This is a genomic window from Streptomyces asiaticus (genome assembly GCF_018138715.1).
In the GTDB taxonomy this organism is placed as follows: domain Bacteria; phylum Actinomycetota; class Actinomycetes; order Streptomycetales; family Streptomycetaceae; genus Streptomyces; species Streptomyces asiaticus.
In genome coordinates this window covers 4,842,445-4,861,208 of the sequence record NZ_JAGSHX010000006.1, presented here as the reverse complement: position 1 = coordinate 4,861,208, position 18,764 = coordinate 4,842,445, and the positions used below count along the sequence as shown (strand labels likewise).

Below are 18,764 nucleotides of genomic sequence, written 5' to 3'. Positions count from 1 at the left end.
TTGTGCTCAGGGCTGCGTGCTCAGAGCTCGACCTGGAGCTCCCGCAGACCGCGGATGACGAAGTTCGCCCCCCGCTCCGGCTCCTTGACCAGCCGCAGCCCGGGCGCCTTGCGGAGCAGGGCGCCGAAGGAGGCGATCAGCTCCAGCCGGGCCAGCGGGGCGCCCAGGCAGTAGTGGATCCCGGCGCCGAAGCTGATGTGGGGGTTGTCGGTGCGGGAGAGATCGAGGGTGTCGGGCCGGTCGAAGCGGGCCGGGTCGCGGTTGGCCGAGCCGAACAGCAGCGCGACCTCGCTGCCGCGCGGGATGACCGTACCGCCGACCTCGATGTCCTCCAGCACCCACCGCTCGAAGAGCTGGAGCGGGGTGTCGTAGCGCAGCAGCTCGTCCACGGCGGTGGGCAGCAGCGCGTCGGTGTCGGCACGGAGCCGGGCGAGCTGCTCGGGGTGGCGGAAGAGCGCCCACCAGCCGTTCCCGGTGGTGTTGACCGTGGCCTCGTGGCCCGCGTTGAGCAGCAGCACACAGGTGGAGATCATCTCCTGCTCGGTGAGCCGGTCGCCCTCGTCGTGCGCGGCGATGAGCCCGCTGATCAGATCGTCCCCCGGGGCCCTGCGGCGCGCCTCGATCAACTCGCGCAGATACGCGGAGAATTCGACGGACGCGCGCACGGCCCGGCGCGCCGTCTCCTCGCCCGGGCTCAGCTCGTACATCCCGCAGATGTCGGCCGACCAGGGCCGCAGGGCGGGGCGGTCGGCGGGCGGAATGCCCAGCATCTCGGCGATCACGGCGACCGGCAGCGGTTCGGCGACCGTCTCGATGAGATCGCCACCGCCCGCGGTGACGAGGGAGTCGACGAGTTCCTCCGCGAGCCGCTGGATCGTCGGCACCAGCGCCTCGACCGTCCGCGGGGTGAACGCCTTGGAGACGAGCCGCCGCAGCCGGGTGTGGTCCGGCGGTTCCAGGTCGAGCATGCCGTGGTCGTTGAGGGTGTGGAACGGCTCGTGCTCGGGCGGCGGCGCGGTGCGGCCGAACTCCTCATGGCCGAAGCGGTGGAGATAGGTGCGGCCGAGCCTGCGGTCCCGCAGCAGGGCGCCGACATCCGCGTGACGCGGGATCAGCCACTGGCGGGAGGGCTCGAACCAGTGCACCCGGCCGCGCTCGCGCAGCTCGGCGTAGGCCGGATACGGGTCCGCGACGAACGACGGCCGCCAGGGGTCGAAGGCGGGGGCTTCCGCACTGCTGCTCATCCCCGGACGGTACCGCTGGGCCCGCCCGGCCTCCAGAGGAGAGTCCTTGGGTCCCACCGGGCCGGTCAGCCGCCGGGCGTCACCAGGCGGACCTCGTAGGCGAACACCGCCGCCTGGGTGCGGTCGCGCAGGCCCAGCTTCACCAGGATCCGGCTGACATGCGTCTTCACCGTCGACTCGGCGACGATCAGCCGCTCGGCGATCTCGGCGTTGGAGCAGCCCTGGGCGACCAGCACCAGGACCTCGTTCTCCCGCTCGGTCAGCTCGGCCAGCCGCCCCTGCGGGGAGGGAAGCGGACCGCCGAACCCGGCGGCCTCGCCGATCCGCGAGAACGTGCTGATCAGGCGCTTGGTGACGGTCGGGGCGAGCAGTGCCTCGCCCGCCGCGACGACCCTTACCGCATCGCCGAGTTGCCGTGCGGAGGCGTCCTTGAGCAGAAAGCCGCTCGCCCCGGCGCGCAGCGCCTGGTAGACGTACTCGTCCAGATCGAAGGTGGTCAGGACGAGCACCTTGGCGTCCGCGTCCGCCGCGACGATCTCACGGGTGGCCTCGAGGCCGTTGAGCTCCGGCATCCGGATGTCCATCAGGACGACATCGGGGCGCAGGGCCGCCACCTGGGCGATGGCCTGGCGCCCGTCGACCGCCTCACCGACGACCTCGATATCGGGCTGGGCGTTCAGCAGCACGGAGAAGCCCTCGCGGACCATCACCTGGTCGTCGGCGATCAGTACGCGGATGGGAGAGGGGAGGGAGGGGGCGTCGGTGGTCATGGCTTCATCGTCTCCTCCTCCGGGGCGGGCCCCTTCTTCAGCCCCGGTGCCTGGCCCGGCGCCTGGCCCGATGGCTCCGGCCCGGGCGCCTCCGCTTCGGGGACCGCGGCGGCCGGGATGAAGACCGCGACCTCGTAGCCGCCGTCCTCCTCCACCGCGCCCGCCGTCATCTCCCCGTTCAGCATGGCCACGCGCTCCCGCATCCCGAGCAGCCCATGGCCCATGCCCGGCGAGGGCCGTACGGCCTGGGTGGGCGGGCCGTTGACGATCCGCAGGCCCAGACCGCCGAGGACATACGCGACTTCGACGCGGGCGGTGCTGCCGGGCGCGTGCCGCAGCGCGTTGGACAGCGCCTCCTGGACGATCCGGTACGCGGACAGCTCCACCCCGGAGGGCAGCGGCCGTACGGCGCCGGTGGTGATGTGCTCGACGGTCAGCCCTGCTGCCCGGACCCCCGCGAAGAGCGTGTCGAGGGTGGCGAGGGTCGGCTGGGGCGCCTCGGGGTCGGCGTCGGCGTAGGCATCGGGGTCGTCGGCGCGTACGACCCCGAGGACGCGGCGGAGTTCGGTGAGCGCGGCGACCGCGTTCTCGCGGATGGTCGCGAAGCTGGTGGCCAGCTCCTCGGGCGGGTTCGCCACCCGGTAGGGCGCCGCCTCGGCCTGGATGGCGATCACCGACATGTGGTGCGCGACGACGTCGTGCAGCTCACGGGCGATGGTCGCGCGCTCCTCCAGCAGGGTGCGGCGGGAGCGCTCCTCGTGGGTGGCCGACTGCTGTACGGCGACCTGCTGCTTGGTCTCGCGCAGACTGCGCCGGGCGACGACGGCGCCCACGATGACGCAGGAGGTGACCACCATGGGGAAGGAGTTCGTCGGCCGCCAATCGGCGAAGAGATCGTAGGCGAACCCGAACCCGGCCGTGAGCAGCAGCATCTGTCCGGCCACGCGGGGGCGGTTCTGGAACGCGACGATCACCATCACCGCGATGTACGAGGCGAACAAGGTCGGCGGCCAGGGCCACGTGCCGCCCACGCTCGTATCGGTGATACCCAGACCCCAGACGATGCTCCCCCCGAACGACAGCCACCAGGCGCCGACCGGCCGGTAGAGCGCCAACAGCAGGGGTACACCGCTGACCAGGGCCAGGTCCGCGCCCTCGATCTCGACCGCCACGGCCATGAGGTAGAAGGCGAAGGCCGTGAGCGCGGCATGCGGCAGCCACGGCGCGTACGGCCGGAACCGCTGCGGCATCTCGCGCACCAGCGGATGCGTGGCGTCGAGCGGCGGCACGGGGCGGAGGGCGAAGGCGTCGGTGAACAAGTCCTTCCGCAGATCGGATATCACCCGGCGGATGGTGCGGAGTTCGGTCCGCGGAATCGTCTCAGTCACGCCGTCCACGGTAGGGAGCGGGTGCCGCGGCGTCGTCCCCGGGAATGTGGATTGTGCGGTGTCCGTCTCAAGTACTACGCGGCCGCGTCTGGCCCCGCCAGGCGGGCGATCTCCTCGGCGACGGTGTGCGCGGCGGGCGTGGTGGGGTCGATGGGCGGGAAGTGGCCGCCGTCGGTCCTGATCAGCCGTACGTCCTGTCCGGCGCGGGCCGCCGCCTCCACGAAGGCGTCCGCGACCGCCGGTGGCACATCGATGTCGGTGCCGCCCTGCACGATGGTGGTGGGGATCGCGGTGGGCAGCAGCGCGGCGGGGTCGGCGAGGCCCAGCCGGACCGTCAGCTCATCGCCGTCGACGGTGCCACCGCCTGCGCCACCGCCACCGACTGCGCCTTCGCCATCACCTTCGCCGAGGAGTTCGTCGACGGCGCCGGAGCAGACGTCCAGCGCACGGGCCGTGGCGAGGTCGGCGATGGGGGCGAGGGCGACGACACCGCGGAGCGGGGAGGGCGAGGCCAGATGCCAGGGAGTGCCGGACGGCAGCCGATGCCGGGCCGCCGCCCACAGCACGGCGTGCCCGCCCGCGGAGTGCCCGGTGAGCACCACCCGGTCCGGGTCGACCCCGGGCAGCCCGAGCTCCCGGGCGAGGCCCGGCACGGTGTCCACGGCGCCCGCGATGTCGTCGAACGTCTCCGGCCACCGCCCCGCCCGCGCGGGGTCCGTCCCGCCGCGCCGGTACTCGACGGACGCCACCGCCAGCCCCCGCCCCGCCAGGAAGGCGGCGAAGGGCGAGACATGGCGGCGGTCGTAGGGGGCGCGCCAGGCGCCGCCGTGGAAGAGGAGGACCAGCGGGGCGGGGCGGGCGGCCCCGTCCGTCCCGGGTGGCGGAAGGTAGAAGTCCACCACCTGGTCCGGGTGTTCGCCGTACGCGGCGGTCCGGACCGCGTCCACGGGCGCGAGCCCGAAGACCGACGTCTCCTCGGCCGCCGCCCCCACCGTCGCCCCTCCCACCGGTCAGTCCTCCTTCAGCACATCGGCCAGCACCCGCGCCGCCCGCTCCACCTCGGCGAAGCCCGTGTACAGCGGGGTGAAGCCGAAGCGCAGCACATCGGGGCGGCGGAAGTCGCCCACGACACCGCGCCGCACCAGCTCCGCCATCGCCTCCCCGGCCTCCTCCGCCGCCGCGCACCGCAGCGCCACCTGGCTGCCGCGCTCGGCGTGTGCGGCGGGGGTGATCGACCGGACGCGGCCCGCCGGGACGTACCTCTCGACGCAGCGGAGGAAGAGGTCCGTCAGGGCGAGGCTCTTGGCCCTGACGTCCTCGATCGTCACGTCGTCCCACACCTCGAGCGCGGCCTCCAGGGCCAGCATCGAGAGGATGTCCGGGGTGCCGACGCGGCCCCGGACCGCGCCGTCGGCCGGGGTGTAGGCGGAGGCCATGCCGAAGGGGTCGGCATGCGAGTTCCAGCCGGGCAGCGGCGAGTCGAAGCGCGGCTGATGGGCCCGGGCGACATACAGATACGCGGGCGCGCCGGGCCCGCCGTTGAGGTACTTGTATGTGCAGCCCACCGCGAGATCCACCCCATGGGCGTCCAGCCCGACCGGCAGGGCGCCCGCGCTGTGGCACAGGTCCCACACCACCAGCGCGCCCGCCGCGTGCACGGCGGCCGTGGTTCCGGGCAGATCGTGGAGGCGGCCGGTGCGGTAGTCCACGTGGTTCACGAGCGCGACGGCGGTGCGCGCGCCGACGGCGGTCGGGACGTCGCCCGCGGCCACCGGCCGCACGGTGCAGCCGGTCATCCGGGCGGCGGACTCGGCGATATAGCCGTCGGTGGGGAAGGTGGCCTCGTCCACCAGGATCTGATCGCGGTGGGCGCCGCGCTCCTGGGCGATCCTTACGGCCGCGACGACCGCCTTGAAGACGTTCACACTCGTCGAGTCGCCCACCACGACCTGGCCGGGGGCGGCGCCGACGAGCCGGCCGACGCGATCGCCGATCCGCTCCGGCGCGGTCCACCAGCCGCTCTCCTCCCACGAGCGGATGCGCAGCTCACCCCATTCGCGGGCGACCACATCGGCCAGCCGGGGCGGGACGGCGCGGGGCAGCGCGCCCAGTGAGTTGCCGTCGAGGTAGATCGTGTCGTCAAGGGTGAAGGCGTCGCGCTTGGCGCGCAGCGGGTCGGCCGCGTCGAGCCTGGCGGCCTCGTCGGCCAGAGCGGCCCCGGGCAGAGCCGTCCCGGGCAGAGCCGTCCCGGGCGGACCGGGCTCGGCACCAGCCGACTCCGTTGCGGGAATCGTCGCGTCAGACATGGCTACGCGCCGTCCACAGCTCGGGGAAGACGTTCTTGGCCGCGCGCTTCTCCAGCCAGGCGACCCCGGCCGAGCCACCCGTGCCGGTCTTGGAGCCCATCGCCCGCCGGGTCGCCACCAGGTGGTCGTTGCGCCAGCGCCACACCAGCTCGGCGATCTCGGTGAGCGCCTCGCCGAGCCGGATCAGCTCGCTGTCGCGCGGGCCGGAGTAGATCTCCTCCCAGACCCGCTCCACCCCGGGATCCGGTTCATGGCGCAGGGCGGGATCGCGGTCCAGCACCGCGGCCGGGACGGCGAGGCCGCGCCGCGCGAGATGGCGCAGCACCTCGTCGTAGAGGCTGGGCTCGGTCAGCGCCTTCTCCAGCTCGGCGTGGACCCGCGGCGCGCCCCGGTGCGGGACGAGCATGGACGCGGACTTCTCGCCGAGCAGGAACTCCAGCCGCCGGTACATCGCCGACTGGAAGCCGGAGCCCTCGCCGAGCGCGGAGCGGTACGCGTTGAACTGGCCGGGGGTGAGATGAGCCAGCGGTGTCCACGAGGCGTTGAGCGACTCCAGCTCGTAGGCCGAGCGCTGGAGCGCGGCCATCGCGGTGGGCAGATCGTCCTCGCGCAGCGCCTGCGCGGCGGTCTGCCACTCATGGACGATCACGGTGAACCACAACTCCATGACCTGGGTGGTGACCAGGAACACCATCTCGCCGGGGTCGTCGGAGAGGGGGTGCTGGAGGTGGGTGAGCACGGACGCCTGGACGTAGTCCTCGTACGGCGTGGTGCCGTCGAAGTCCAGGTGCGGGGCGTCGGACTCGGCGTGGTCAGGGACAGGCTGCTGCGACATCGCAATCTCCTGAGTACTGCTCGCTACCGGGTAGCGGTCCGCCCCTTCCCTTCGGTCTCGGAGCCCCGGTCCCCTCGGGGCCCACAGCCGAAGGGGCCCCGCACGCATCATCCGCGCAGCGCGGACGATCGGCAAGTACGGAAGGGGCCCGTGGGGCATACAACGCCCCACAGGCCCGGTGCGCCTCGCCCTGTCTCAGCGGATCAGGAGAGGCGAGATCAGGAGATGTGCATCAGGGGACCTGAATCAGGGGACCTGGTTCAGGAGACCTGGTTCAGGAGAGCGTGTCCGCCGCGGTCGGGGAGCTCTCCCGCAGGAAGGTCGAGCAGCGCTCGTACTCCTCCTGCTCGCCGATGGACTGCGCGGCGCGCGCGAGCGCGTGCAGGGCGCGCAGGAAGCCCCGGTTGGGCTCGTGCTCGAAGGGCACCGGACCGTGGCCCTTCCAGCCACTGCGGCGCAGGGCGTCGAGCCCGCGGTGGTAGCCGGTGCGGGCGTACGCGTAGGACTCGACCACCCGGCCGGCCTCGAACGCCTCGTCGGCGAGCTGCGCCCAGGCGAGCGAGGAGGCCGGGTACTTCGCGGCGACCTCGGCCGGGGCCGCGCCGGAGGCGAGCAGCTCGCGCGGCTCCGGGTCGTCGGGCAGATGGGTCGGGGGCGGTCCCCCGAGCAGGTTCTCGTGAATGGCCATGGGTTCCAGTCTGCCTGGTCCGGGGCCCCACCCGACACGCTCAAGCCATGAGGAGGACCCGGATCAGGCGGAGGGGCCTCGCTCGCCCGGGTCCAGGGGCGGCGCGGACACCCCGCAGTGGTAGGCGCACTCGGGGCGGCAGGGCGGCCCCGCCGGCCGAGCGACGCCCTCGGCGCCCTCCGCGGGCGCCGCGGCCCCGGCCCGCTCCGGCTCCGCCCCCACCTCGGCGCCCGTCTGCTCCAGCGCGTCCGAGCGCACCGTGCGCCAGGCGAGGAGCGCCCCCAGCACCAGCACCCCGGCACAGATCGGCATCGCCCGCCGGAAGGTGCTCGAGAAGGCGTCCGCCGATCGGTACGCCTCCGGGCCCATCCCCGCGAGCAGCGGCAGCGCCGCCACCGCGACCAGCCCGGCCGCCCGCGCCGCCGCGTTGTTGACACCGCTGGCCAGGCCCGCGCGGGCGACGTCCACCGAGGCCAGGACGGTCGCGGTGAGCGGGGCGACCACCACGACCATCCCCAGGCCCAGCACCAGCAGCGCGGGCAGGATGTCCCGCCAGTACACCGCCCCCACCCCGGCCCGGGTCATCAGCAGCATCCCCGCCGCGCACAGCAGCGGGCCGAGGGTCAGCGGGATCCGCGGGCCGATGCGCTTGCCCAGCTCCCCCGAACGGGCCGACAGCAGCAGCATCAGCGTGGTCGTGGGCAGCAGCGCGGTACCGGCGGCGAGCGCGGAGTAGCCCACCACCACCTGGAGGTCGAGCACCGAGAGGAAGAAGAAACCGCCGAAGGCCGCGTAGACGCACAGGGTCACCCCATTGACGGCGCTGAACTGGCGGGAGGCGAAGATGGACAGCGGCAGCATCGGCTCGCGCAGCCTCCGCTCCACGACGATGAAGGCCGCCCCCAGCGCCAGTCCGGCGACGCCCGGAACCACCACGGCGGCCGAGGCGCCCTTCTGCGGCGCGGCGATCAGCGCATAGGTGACCAGGGCGAGGGCCGCCGCCCCCAGCACGGCGCCGAGGATGTCGAACCGGCCGCGCGCCCGCGGATCGCGGGTCTCCGGTACGTGGCGCAAAGCCACCGGCACACACACCGCCGCCAGCGGCACATTGATGAAGAACACCCAGCGCCAGCCGGGCCCGTCCACCAGCCAGCCGCCGAGGAACGGCCCGATCGCCGCTCCGATGCCGCCGAAGCCGGACCACAGCCCGATCGCCCGCGCCCGGTCATCGTGGTGGATCACCGACTGGATCAGCGCCAGCGACCCGGGGGTGAGCAGCGCCCCGCCGATGCCCTGGAACGCCCGCGCGGCGATGAGCACCCCGGCGTTCGGCGCCAGCCCGCACGCCAGCGAGGCCAGCGCGAACCACACCACCCCGATCACGAACACCCGCCGCCGCCCGAACCGGTCCCCGAGCGCCCCGCCGAGCAGGATCAGCCCGGCGAGGGTGAGCATGTAGGCGTTGACGGTCCACTGGAGTACGGGCAGATCGGCGCCCAGATCGAGGCCGATATGCGGCAGGGCGACGTTGACGACGGTGCTGTCGAGCAGGGCCATGGCGGAGCCGAGCACGGTGGTGAACACCAACCACCGCCCGGCCGGCACGGATAGCCGTACCGGCTGACCATTGCTCGGAGCGTGCCCCGCCCCGGGCGTGGAGCCGCCCATACCCGGATCATGCCCCGGGCTGCGCCCCCGGGGCCAGCCCACAACGCAAACGAGCCCGGCGGCTCGCCGGAAGGGCGAGCGCCGGGCCCGAAGGGGCGAGCCGACGGACTACTTCAGCTTCGTGCCCGTCGACCGAAGATCCGCACAAGCCTTGGTGACCCGCTCGGCCATCCCCGTCTCGGCCAGCTTCCCCCAGCTCCGCGGGTCGTACGTCTTCTTGTTGCCGACCTCGCCATCCACCTTCAGCACCCCGTCGTAGTTGCGGAACATGTGATCCGCGATCGGGCGGGTGAAGGCGTACTGGGTGTCCGTGTCGAGGTTCATCTTCACCACGCCGTTCTCCAGCGCGGTACGGATCTCCTGCTCCGTGGAGCCGGAGCCGCCGTGGAAGACGAAGAAGAACGGGTCCTGCTTGCCGTACTTCGCGCCGACACCGTCCTGGAGATCACGCAGCAGCTCCGGGCGGAGGACGACATTGCCCGGCTTGTAGACGCCGTGGACGTTGCCGAAGGAGGCGGCCAGCAGGTAGCGGCCCTTTTCGCCGAGGCCCAGGGCCTCGGCGGTGCGCAGGGCGTCGTCCACCGTCGTGTACAGCTTGTCGTTGATCTCGTGCGTGACGCCGTCCTCCTCGCCACCGGTCGGGGTGATCTCGACCTCGAGGATGATCTTCGCCTTGACCGCCTCGGCGAGCAGCTCCTGCGCGAGGTCGAGGTTGTCGGCGAGGGTCTCGGCGGAGCCGTCCCACATATGGGACTGGAACAGCGGGTTCTGGCCCTTGGCGACGCGCTCCTGCGAGATCTTGAGCAGCGGACGGACATAGCCGTCCAGCTTGTCCTTCGGGCAGTGGTCGGTGTGGAGGGCGATGTTGACCGGGTACTTCTCGGCCACGACATGCGCGAACTCGGCGAGGCCGACCGCACCGGTCACCATGTCCTTCTTGTACTGGCCACCCAGGAACTCGGCACCACCGGTGGAGATCTGGACGATGCCGTCGCTCTCCGCCTCGGCGAAGCCGCGCAGGGCGGCGTGCAGAGTCTGCGTCGAGGTCACGTTGATCGCCGGGTAGGCGAACTTGCCCGCCTTCGCCCGGTCGAGCATCTCGTTGTAGATCTCAGGGGATGCGATGGGCATCTGACCGCTCCTTGTATGTGCGGGTTAGTCGTACTTGGCCCTGACCTAGGGGCGACGTCATCGTCGGGGCCATAATCCCAGACTCCGCCGATTGCTCCACACGGCGCACGCCGAGACCACACGGACGGGGGTGGGTGGTTTCACGTGAAACCTCCCACCTCCCCAGCCTGCATGATTCAGCCCCTGATTCAGCTCAGCCCGAGGTCGGTGAGCGAGTACGCCGGGAGGTACGGCAGCCCGGCGTCCGCGATCGCGGGCGCGGCGCCGCGCTCGACGATCGTCGCGACCGCGACAACCTCCGCACCCGCCTCCCGTGCCGCCTCCACGGCGGTCAGCGGCGAGCCTCCGGTGGTGGAGGTGTCCTCGACCACCAGCACCCGGCGGCCCGCGATGTCCGGGCCCTCGATCCGCCGCTGCATACCGTGCGTCTTCTGGGCCTTGCGGACCACGAAGGCGTCGAGCCGGCGCCCGCGCGCGGCCGCGGCGTGCAGCATGGACGTGGCCACCGGGTCGGCGCCCAGCGTCAGCCCGCCCACCGCGTCGTACTCCAGATCGGCCGTGGTCTCGAGCATGACCTGCCCGACCAGCGGCGCGGCCGCGGCGTCCAGGGTGATCCGGCGCAGGTCGATGTAGTAGTCGGCCTCACGCCCGGAGGAGAGGGTCACCTTGCCGTGGACCACGGCCTTGTCCTTGATCTGCTCTAGCAGGGCGTCACGCGCATCGCTCATGCGCATGAGCTTATGCGGTGGCCCTCGGAACCCCCCAAGCCGCTCCGTACCGTGAGACCGACCACGCCAGCCGTGGGACCGACCACGTCAGGCGTGAGACCGACCAGGCCAGGCGTGAGACCGACCAGGCCAGCCGCGAGACCCGCCGCGTCAGGCCAGGGTGCGCCAGCTCCAGGTCATGGCGATCTCCAGCGGCTCGATGGGGGTGACCAGCCGCGGCAGGAGGTTGAGGCCGTTGGGCGGGCCGGACTGCGGTTCCACGCACACCGCCTCCGCCTGCTCGTCGTAGACGACCACCCACTCCGTCCGGCTGGTGACCTTCAGCTCGAGCCGGCCGGGCCAGGTGAGCGTGACGTCCACCCCCTGCGGCATCCCGAAGCAGTCGTCCCAGGGGCCGGGCTTCGGCGCGATCCGGCGGCCGGTGGGGAGGTGGTCCTCGCCGCGCTCCTCCTGCCATGCGGCGTCGAAGGCGATCTCGGCATCGGGGCCGCCGTCGCCCAGGTTCCGCAGGAACCACGGATGCCAGCCCGCCTGCGCCGGAAAGGAATCGCCCTCGGTCTCCACGCTCATGGTGACGGTCAGGCTGTCCGGGGTGAGCTCGAAGGTCTGGGTGACCCGGCCCTCGTACGGCCAGGGATCGGCGAGGTCGTAGGTGAAGGCCGCACTGGACTGCCCCGTGCCGGCGGAGGCCCATTCGACGTTCCGGCCGGTCCCGTGGATCGCGTGCGGCGGGGAGTTGATGGGCAGTTGGTGGGTCCGCCCGCCGTTGCGGAACCGGCCGAGACCGGTCCGGCCGCACCACGGCACCATCGGGAACGACCCGAACCGCGGGCCCTGCCGCAGCAGCTCCGTACCGCCGATGCGCAGTGAAGCGATACGGCAGCCGTTCTCGGGTGAGACGGTCAGCTCGGCGTCCCCGGCGGTCAGCCGTACGCCCTTGGTCTCCGTTGTGTCTTCGGTGGTCACAAACACCGAGCCTATGCGCCCGGGCTCAGCGGCGGCGGCGAAGTACGCGACGGCCCACGACGACGACGGATGCGAGCACGACGGCCGCGGCGGGCGCGGCCCAGCGCAGTGTGGCGCTGGTGGAGACGGTCTCGGGCGCGGGGACCGGGGCGTAGCGGCCGCGCGGCGGGGCGTGGTCGACCTCCTCGGTGGAGCGGCCGATCATCGTGCGGCGGGCGTGAGCGGCCTCGGCCGGGGGCTCCTCGTCCAGGTCGTCGAGCTCGCCGAAGCCGACGGGCTCCTCGACCCCGTCCACCTCGTCGAGGTCCTCGAGGTCGCCGACGTCCTCGATGTCCATGTCATCGGCCGACAGCGGAAGCTCGGCCTCGGTCGGCAGCCCGGTCTCATCGACACCCGCGTCCACACCCGCGTCGGCGGCCTGTCCGGGGGCCTCGTCCTCCGTGGGCGCGCTGATCGGGGACGTCTCCAGCCCGGCCGTGAGCGCCGCGGCGAACCGGTCCAGCATGCGGCGGGCCACGGTGAGGGACGCCTCGTCGTCGAACTCGGCCAGCCGTCCGTCGCTGTGGACCGTCCCGGAGCAGTTCAGCACCGTACCGCCCTCGACGGGCTTCGGCGTGATGGTCAGCGCGAGCTTCACCGAGCCGCTGCCGCGCGCCTCGCCGCCCTCGCCCTCGACCTCGAAGGCATCGGCGCGCCTGACGACACGCAGCGCGCCGCGATAGGTGATGGTGGACCCGCCGATGCGCAGCCGCAGCCGGCCGGCGAGCGGACCGGCGGCCTCATCGGCGTCCTGCTGGAGCCCGGGAACGCAACGAGCGACACGGGCGGGCTCCGCGAGCGCCAGCCGGACGGTGTCGACGGGAAACGGAACGAACACCTCATGCTCCATAGGTCAAGACAGTACCCATCGCACGTTCCGTGAGACCCGTTCCCGCACAACTTTCCGCGTGCCGCTGACGTACGCCGCCGACGCGAGCCCCCGGCGCGCGGACACGCCCCGCGCACGGAGAATCCCCGCACGCGGGTGGACGCCCGCGCCCGTGCCCGCCGGGGCGTCGCTCCGCGCATGGGCCGGGCCGTCACTCCCCATAGCGCGGACGCATGAGCGTCGACGGGGGCAGACCCGCCTCCCGAGCGCGCTCGGCCGTGCGGCGAGCCGCCCGCAGCCCCTCCTCCGTCAGCGAGCGCGGCCGCGGCCGGTGCGGGGCCAGCCGCAGCCCGACCGGGGAGCGCGCCGCCAGGACGAAGCCCCAGTCGTGCGGACTGCCGTGCCCGGGGCGCGGGGCGCCGATCACATACGGAGTGGTTCGCAGCCCGACCGAACGCATCGTCGCGACCACCGTCCAGAACGCCCGCGGATCGGGCCGCAGCGGCCCGGCGTGGACCACCAGCCGGCCGCCGGGCGCCAGCACCCGCTCGGCCAGGCCGTAGAACTCCTGGGAGTAGTACTTGGTGCTCGGGGTGAGCTCGGGCGCCGGCAGATCGCACACCACCACGTCGTACGCCATGGACCCGCGCAGCCAGTCGAAGGCGTCCGCCGTCACCGCCCGCACCCGCGGATCGCGGTAGGCGCCGCCGTTGAGCGCGGACAGGCCCGGATCGCGCCGGGCCAGCCGCACCACCTCCGCGTCGCGCTCCACGACGGTCACCGAGCGGACCCCCGCGTACCGCAGGATCTCGCGCGCCGCGAGCCCGTCGCCCCCGCCCAGCACCAGCACCCGGCCGTGCGGTCCGGCGACCATCGCCGGGTGGATCAGCGCCTCGTGGTAGCGGACCTCGTCGCGCCCGCTGACCCGCAGCCGCCCGTTGAGGAAGAGGGACAGCGGCCGCCCGCTCGTCCCCCCGCCCACCAGCACGATCTCCTGCTCGCCGGTGCGCAGCGCGACCCGCACCCCCGGTCCGTAGACGGCCTGCCGGGCGGCCCGCTCGAAGGAGGGGGTCAGCACGGCACCGGCGGCCAGCGCGGCGAGCACCAGCCCGTTGGCGACGATCAGCGTCCACCGCGCCCGTACGCTCAGATCGCGGCGGAACAGCCAGAGCACCAGCGCGCCGCCCGCGACCGCGTTGACCGCGCCGGTGACCAGCGCGCCGGTCAGCTGGCCGAACCCGGGCAGCAGCAGAAAGGGAAAGGCGAGCCCGCCGACCAGCGCGCCCACATAGTCCGCCGCGAACAGATCGGCCACCGCACCGCCCGCGTCCTGTCGGCGCACCCGCTGGATCAGGGTCATCAGCAGCGGCACCTCGGCCCCGATGAGCACACCGATGGCGAACGAGAAGCCGACGAGCGCGGAGCGCGAGTGACCGCCCCATGCGAAGCACGCGTACAGCGCCATCGCCGAGCAGCCGCCGACGAGCGCGAGCACCGCCTCGACCGCGCCGAAGCCCACGGCGGCCCGGCAGCGCAGCCGCTTGGCCAGCAGCGAGCCGACACCCATGGCGAAGACCATCACGGACAGCACCACGGATGCCTGGGTGACCGAGTCACCCGCCAAGTACGAGGCGAGGGCGACGAGTTCGAGCTCGTAGACGAGCCCGCAGGCGGCGCAGACGAAGACCGTGCCGAGCACGAGGAAGCGGCCGAGCCCCGCCCGCACCGGCAGCCGCGCCGGAGGGCCGGATTCCGGCGACGACGGCGCATCCGAGACGGCAGACATGGGCGAATCGATCACAAAGGGAACGCTACGTCACATATCGCTTACGTCTCGTCCCCCACACGAGTGCATTGCCGTTCGTACATCTGGGATCGATGGCCTCTCGGCCACGCGCGATCCCCTTCAGACGCACGGGACTTGGGGCGACGCCCCGCCCGACATCCCGCCCGACATCCCGCCCGGCAGACTACTGGGCAGACCGCCCATATCGAGCCCGCCCGCGCCCGGCGGCCGGAGCGCGGCCGGTACCCGGGCCCCGACACAGGTGCGGGTGGTGACCAACCGCCCCTCCTGGGGGTAGGCATGCCAGGTCCGCCACCCCACCGTGCCCTCGTTCCACTGCGCGAGCAGGGCCGTGAACGCGTTCGGGCTGCCGGGGAACGTACCGGCCAGACCGTGCGGATGGTCGGCCACCAGCGCGAGCAGCTCCTGGGCGCGCCCGGCGAAGGCCCCCTGCGACAACTCCTCGACGCGCGCCGCGAATTCGTATTCGCGGCCGTCGACGAGGGTGGAAACCCCCAGCGGAAGCGGGGTGCTGTTGCCGGACATACAGGCCACGGTCTCCGAGCAACGGCTGCCCTCCCCTTCGAGGAGGACCTGGTGGGAGGCGCCCAGAAGCCTCAACTGGACGGCGAAGTCATGGAGTTGAAGATCGAGCACAGCGAGGGCGGGAAGCGGCTCCCGCCCCAGGCCCCAGGCGAGGTCAGCGGCGCGGGTATCGGTGTAGGCAGTCTTGAGGGTCGTGAGCATGGATCGGCTCCGCAAGCACGCAGTGGAAAAAGTTGGGCCAGCTCGCCCCGCGGGGGACCAGGGGCATGCGCATACGGCGGCTCGTGCCCGCGTGGGGCCGTAAGGTCGATTGGTGGTATACGGAATCATGAAATGCTGGGCGCCACATCGTTTTTACCCACCTTCGCCGGGTTTCCACCCCCTAGGGCGCTCCCTAGGGCAAGTGTTCAACAAGCCAGCGCCCGGCGCACGTTGGCGCGCCGGGCGCTGGCTCGTCGCTTCACTGCCGCAAGGACGGCGTGGCAACCGCAAGAAGGGCATGGCAACCGTAAGAACGGCGTGGCGACCGTAAGGCCGCGCGGCAACCGTAAGAACGGCACGGCGACCGCAGAGGCCGCGGGAACCGCGGGTCAGCCACCCCCGCCGCAGCCACCGCCGCCGTGGTGACCACCCCCGTGATGGCCACCACCGCCGCCGTCGCCACCGGCCCACCAGCCGCCACCGGCGGCCCCACTGGAACCGGCGCCCCAGGACCGCTTGCGCCGCCCGCTGTACCCCTTCGACCGACCGGCGCCCAGCGCGGCGAGCGCCGCGAACGTGAACGCCAGCACGACCAAGATGACAACAGACCCCATGGTCCTCACTCTCCTTCCAACCCCCGTAGCGAGGTACCGCTTCGTACCTGCCGGGTCCCATGCCCGGCCTCATGCGGGGTCAAAGCGGAGTTGAGGAAGTCCAGAGGTTCAGCGCCCGGAGGCCGCGCTGTCCACGGCCTGAACGGTGACGCGCTCGATCGCCCGCACGGCGACATCCGGCTGGTCGACGTAGATGTAGTGCGTGCTGGTCTTGGCGGTGCTCAGCTTGGCGCGGCTGGAGACCGCGAGCCACTTGCGCTGGCCGTTGGTCCACGCCCGCTCCAGGCCCGGCCCGTAGTCGGGCACCTCCGCGAGGTACTGCTTCCCGTGATGGATCACCTCCACCGGGATGTCCCCGGCGGAACGGACCTTGCCGTCGGGCACCGTGAGCTTCTCCGGCTCCCCTCCGTGCAGGATCGCGAGGGTCTGATCACGCAATGCCACCGCCGGGCCGGTGGCGGATTCGGGGATTCCCTTGTTGAGATCGGCGGTCTGGGTCGGTGAGGTGGCGTCCATCAGGACCAGCCCCTTGATCCGGTCCTGGTGGTCGGGCGCGTACCGGGCGGCGATCAGCCCACCCAGCGAATGCCCGGCCAGGACGACCGGGTTGTCACCGGCGACCCGGTCGAGCACGGCGGTCAGCACCTTGCCCGTGCTCGTGAGGGTCTGCGGCCCGTCGGGCTTGTCGCTGGCGCCTTCGCCGAGCCGGTCGTAGGAGCAGACCCGGTTCTTCTCGCTCAGGGTCTTCTGGATCCCGGCCACCTTGTCCAGCCCGTCACCGCCTCCGGCCAGCAGCATGATGACCGGGCTGCCGTCCGCCGGAGTCCCCGAACAGGACACGTTCACCAACTGGCCGCCAATCTCGATCTTCTTGGTGCCGGTCAGCACGTCCTGATCGCCCGCCTTCTTCGAAGCGGCGGCGGCCGTCTCCGCATCCGCCTTCGAGTCATCCTCACAACCGACCAGCCCCACCCCGGCCACGGCGCAGGACAGCGCGATCACGGCGGACACCCTGGCACTGCGGATCATCGTTCTTCCCCCTGAGAGAGTCTGGGTCAGCCGCTCCCCGCGGCCGACCCCAACGCTAGGCATCCGGCGTCCCGGAATCGTCACCACCCGGAGCGCACCCGCACGTAGCTCGCCCGGGGGACAGCCGCTGAGCGCCGGGCGGATGCGGCTCCGCCGCGTGGCAGGGGCTTCACCCCGGGACCCCGGGGTCTGGGGCGGAGCCCCAGTTGTGGGAAGGGGCGGAGAGGGGAACAGCCCGCCGCAGGCGTCACGATCCGGCGGCCATTCGCTAGCGATGCTCCCAGTGAACGGGGTCGGCTTCCAGAACCGCGCGGTCCCAGTCGGCCAGTTCGGCGGCCGCCTCATACGTGCTGTGCAGGAATTCGCTCAGCGTCCGGTCCGGATCGGACGCGGTGGCGACCGCCTCGTAGGGCAGCACGAATTCACCGACATCCCGCCGGTACGAGGCCGTCGCGGGCCGGACCGGCTGGTCGGCGAAGCCGGCGGGCTCGGGGTAGGCGTAGGAGTAGAAGCCGCCCTCCTCCCCGCCGCCGGGCCAGAAACCGCAGCTGGACAACTCGACGGAGTACGCCTCCTGCGTCACCCGGTCCGGCAGATTCGGCACCCCGCCGGGGGGATGCGGTGGCGCGGTGCGGCCGGAGAAGCGAGTGACGCACAGGTCCATCGCGCCCCAGAAGAAGTGCACGGGGCTGGCCTTGCCGACGAAATGGGACCGGAATTCCCCGAACACCCGGTGTGCGTTCAGCAACTGACCCCAGAAGAGCCGGGTGGCGTACGGGTCGTACGCCGCGTGCCGGTGGTCCTCCGGGAACGGAATCGCCACGGGCACCTCGTTCGGCCGGGGATACATCCGGGTCTGGATGCCCAGGTCCCCCAGCAGGCCCATGATCTCGGAGTAGAACTGGGACACCGGTTTGGACTCCAGCGCCAGCTCACGCCGGCTCCCGTCGCTCACCCGGACCCCCAGCCGGTGCTCGACAAAATCGAACTCGATATCGAACGCCCCGGTCCGATACGGGATCGTGGACGTGCTCAGCCCGCGCGGGGTGACATACAAGGTCACCTGCCACCACTGATTGACCGGCGGCGCATGGTCCAGCCGGATCTTGCCGACGATCTGGGTCCACATGTGCAGCGTGTCCCGGGTCTCGGCCCAGTCCTCCAGCCGAAGCCGCGGCCAGGCGCCGGCCTGCTGTGTCCTCTGCTCGGCCATCTCGCCTCCCACGGGACTCACCGCCCCGGCGACAACGCGTGGTCGATGGATTCCGGTCCGGCCGAGTACCCGCCCATCCCGCCACTCAAAACCAGCGCGGAAATCCAGCGAGGGCGGGTGTCCCGCGCCGGGTGGGAAGGTCTGCCGGCGTGGAGACGGAAGCAGGGGACGCAGGATCGACGTTCCCGCACGACCACGGACACCGAGCCGGAACAGATACACCATCCTCGCCCGCCTCGGGAGGCAGCGGCATGTCCCGCAGTTTGGTGCATTTGAGCGGGCGCACATTTGACTGAATCGCTATGAGGCCCCGCATTCACCACTGCGACGACCGCTATTTCGGCTGTCGTATTCACACGTGGGGCGGTGCCCCTTTCGGCACTCGGGACAAGAGGGTCGGCTCGGCTGCGGCCTCTCTTCCGGGGGGCGTACGGGTCGCACGCCGCGTGCGTGCTCAGCCCGCGCGGGTCGCGGCCAGGCGCCGGCCTGCTGTGTCCGGAAATCGAGCAACACAATGCTGTAGCGCCGCGCTTCAGTAAACCTGCGCGTTATCTCCACAGAAAGGTCACAGCCTTGCCGCTGGGTCGCGCCTTGCAGGGTGAACACCGTCCCCAAGGGGTGATATGTCCTTCTGATGACCACGCCGGCCCCCGCCACGAGGCCCGGTCGCCGAAATGCAAGTGAAGAAGTCGTCGCCATCCAGTCAAAAGTCCGGCTTGCCGACATGCCGCAATACCAAAATATCCCCAGACATTTCGGACAGATCGCGGTGGCTGAGCCGCC

Annotated in this window: 17 protein-coding genes; all 17 read right to left on the bottom strand. The window is 72.0% G+C overall.

Translation table 11 applies throughout. The features are described from left to right. Window positions 1–20: 20 nt before the first annotated feature. Window positions 21–1,244, bottom strand: coding sequence for a cytochrome P450 (locus KHP12_RS28015; RefSeq protein ID WP_211833879.1), 1,224 nt, complete (start codon window positions 1,242–1,244; stop codon window positions 21–23). A 65-nt stretch (window positions 1,245–1,309) separates the two neighbouring features. Then, the gene (locus tag KHP12_RS28010; RefSeq protein WP_037953259.1) at window positions 1,310–2,014 is read right to left on the bottom strand and encodes a response regulator; all 705 of its coding nucleotides are present in this window, start codon (window positions 2,012–2,014) and stop codon (window positions 1,310–1,312) included. Continuing rightward, window positions 2,011–3,411, bottom strand: a complete 1,401-nt coding sequence (locus tag KHP12_RS28005; protein WP_037953258.1) for a sensor histidine kinase — start codon at window positions 3,409–3,411, stop codon at window positions 2,011–2,013. The genes KHP12_RS28010 and KHP12_RS28005 overlap by 4 nt, the downstream gene beginning before the upstream one ends. Before the next feature lie 65 nt (window positions 3,412–3,476). Then, window positions 3,477–4,409: an alpha/beta hydrolase gene (locus tag KHP12_RS28000; RefSeq protein ID WP_211833878.1), complete on the bottom strand. Its 933-nt coding sequence runs from the start codon at window positions 4,407–4,409 to the stop codon at window positions 3,477–3,479. Window positions 4,410–4,412: 3 nt separating this feature from the next. After that, a complete protein-coding gene (gene kynU / locus KHP12_RS27995) occupies window positions 4,413–5,708 on the bottom strand; it encodes a kynureninase (RefSeq protein ID WP_246648711.1) in 1,296 nt (431 codons plus the stop codon). Further along, on the bottom strand, window positions 5,701–6,543 hold the full coding sequence (locus tag KHP12_RS27990; protein ID WP_037953256.1) for a tryptophan 2,3-dioxygenase family protein: 843 nt from the start codon (window positions 6,541–6,543) through the stop codon (window positions 5,701–5,703). The genes kynU and KHP12_RS27990 overlap by 8 nt, the downstream gene beginning before the upstream one ends. Before the next feature lie 274 nt (window positions 6,544–6,817). Further along, on the bottom strand, window positions 6,818–7,231 hold the full coding sequence (locus tag KHP12_RS27985) for a DUF3151 domain-containing protein (protein WP_014178261.1): 414 nt from the start codon (window positions 7,229–7,231) through the stop codon (window positions 6,818–6,820). 63 nt (window positions 7,232–7,294) lie between these two features. Next, window positions 7,295–8,899, bottom strand: a complete 1,605-nt coding sequence (locus tag KHP12_RS27980; protein WP_211833877.1) for an MFS transporter — start codon at window positions 8,897–8,899, stop codon at window positions 7,295–7,297. 108 nt (window positions 8,900–9,007) lie between these two features. Next, on the bottom strand, window positions 9,008–10,030 hold the full coding sequence (fbaA, locus tag KHP12_RS27975) for a class II fructose-bisphosphate aldolase (RefSeq protein ID WP_086884495.1): 1,023 nt from the start codon (window positions 10,028–10,030) through the stop codon (window positions 9,008–9,010). 188 nt (window positions 10,031–10,218) lie between these two features. Then, window positions 10,219–10,764 (bottom strand): orotate phosphoribosyltransferase, encoded by a 546-nt coding sequence (gene pyrE, locus KHP12_RS27970; protein ID WP_086884496.1) that lies wholly within the window; start codon window positions 10,762–10,764, stop codon window positions 10,219–10,221. A gap of 144 nt (window positions 10,765–10,908) precedes the next feature. Further along, a complete protein-coding gene (locus tag KHP12_RS27965; protein WP_086884497.1) occupies window positions 10,909–11,724 on the bottom strand; it encodes an aldose epimerase family protein in 816 nt (271 codons plus the stop codon). Window positions 11,725–11,749: 25 nt separating this feature from the next. Next, window positions 11,750–12,613: an SRPBCC domain-containing protein gene (locus KHP12_RS27960; RefSeq protein ID WP_211833876.1), complete on the bottom strand. Its 864-nt coding sequence runs from the start codon at window positions 12,611–12,613 to the stop codon at window positions 11,750–11,752. Between the two features lie 190 nt (window positions 12,614–12,803). Further along, complete coding sequence (locus KHP12_RS27955; protein ID WP_210610454.1) at window positions 12,804–14,378, bottom strand: polyamine aminopropyltransferase; 1,575 nt, start codon at window positions 14,376–14,378, stop codon at window positions 12,804–12,806. Between the two features lie 120 nt (window positions 14,379–14,498). Further along, window positions 14,499–15,125 (bottom strand): DUF2617 family protein, encoded by a 627-nt coding sequence (locus tag KHP12_RS27950; protein WP_246643161.1) that lies wholly within the window; start codon window positions 15,123–15,125, stop codon window positions 14,499–14,501. Window positions 15,126–15,514: 389 nt separating this feature from the next. Then, a complete protein-coding gene (locus KHP12_RS27945) occupies window positions 15,515–15,739 on the bottom strand; it encodes a hypothetical protein (RefSeq protein WP_086880851.1) in 225 nt (74 codons plus the stop codon). A gap of 108 nt (window positions 15,740–15,847) precedes the next feature. After that, window positions 15,848–16,768, bottom strand: coding sequence for an alpha/beta fold hydrolase (locus KHP12_RS27940; protein ID WP_086880852.1), 921 nt, complete (start codon window positions 16,766–16,768; stop codon window positions 15,848–15,850). 268 nt (window positions 16,769–17,036) lie between these two features. After that, the gene (locus KHP12_RS27935) at window positions 17,037–17,981 is read right to left on the bottom strand and encodes a DUF5996 family protein (protein ID WP_211833875.1); all 945 of its coding nucleotides are present in this window, start codon (window positions 17,979–17,981) and stop codon (window positions 17,037–17,039) included. Window positions 17,982–18,764 lie beyond the last annotated feature (783 nt).

Bases quoted from the DNA above. Each gene is read 5' to 3' on its own strand.
- KHP12_RS27985 (WP_014178261.1), bottom strand. From the start codon at position 7,231: ATGGCCATTCACGAGAACCTGCTCGGGGGACCGCCCCCGACCCATCTG.
- KHP12_RS28015 (WP_211833879.1), bottom strand. From the start codon at position 1,244: ATGAGCAGCAGTGCGGAAGCCCCCGCCTTCGACCCCTGGCGGCCGTCG.
- fbaA (WP_086884495.1), bottom strand. From the start codon at position 10,030: ATGCCCATCGCATCCCCTGAGATCTACAACGAGATGCTCGACCGGGCG.
- kynU (WP_246648711.1), bottom strand. From the start codon at position 5,708: ATGTCTGACGCGACGATTCCCGCAACGGAGTCGGCTGGTGCCGAGCCC.
- KHP12_RS27955 (WP_210610454.1), bottom strand. From the start codon at position 14,378: ATGTCTGCCGTCTCGGATGCGCCGTCGTCGCCGGAATCCGGCCCTCCG.
- KHP12_RS27960 (WP_211833876.1), bottom strand. From the start codon at position 12,613: ATGGAGCATGAGGTGTTCGTTCCGTTTCCCGTCGACACCGTCCGGCTG.
- KHP12_RS27990 (WP_037953256.1), bottom strand. From the start codon at position 6,543: ATGTCGCAGCAGCCTGTCCCTGACCACGCCGAGTCCGACGCCCCGCAC.
- KHP12_RS28010 (WP_037953259.1), bottom strand. From the start codon at position 2,014: ATGACCACCGACGCCCCCTCCCTCCCCTCTCCCATCCGCGTACTGATC.
- pyrE (WP_086884496.1), bottom strand. From the start codon at position 10,764: ATGCGCATGAGCGATGCGCGTGACGCCCTGCTAGAGCAGATCAAGGAC.
- KHP12_RS27950 (WP_246643161.1), bottom strand. From the start codon at position 15,125: ATGCTCACGACCCTCAAGACTGCCTACACCGATACCCGCGCCGCTGAC.
- KHP12_RS27935 (WP_211833875.1), bottom strand. From the start codon at position 17,981: ATGGCCGAGCAGAGGACACAGCAGGCCGGCGCCTGGCCGCGGCTTCGG.
- KHP12_RS27945 (WP_086880851.1), bottom strand. From the start codon at position 15,739: ATGGGGTCTGTTGTCATCTTGGTCGTGCTGGCGTTCACGTTCGCGGCG.
- KHP12_RS27980 (WP_211833877.1), bottom strand. From the start codon at position 8,899: ATGGGCGGCTCCACGCCCGGGGCGGGGCACGCTCCGAGCAATGGTCAG.
- KHP12_RS27940 (WP_086880852.1), bottom strand. From the start codon at position 16,768: ATGATCCGCAGTGCCAGGGTGTCCGCCGTGATCGCGCTGTCCTGCGCC.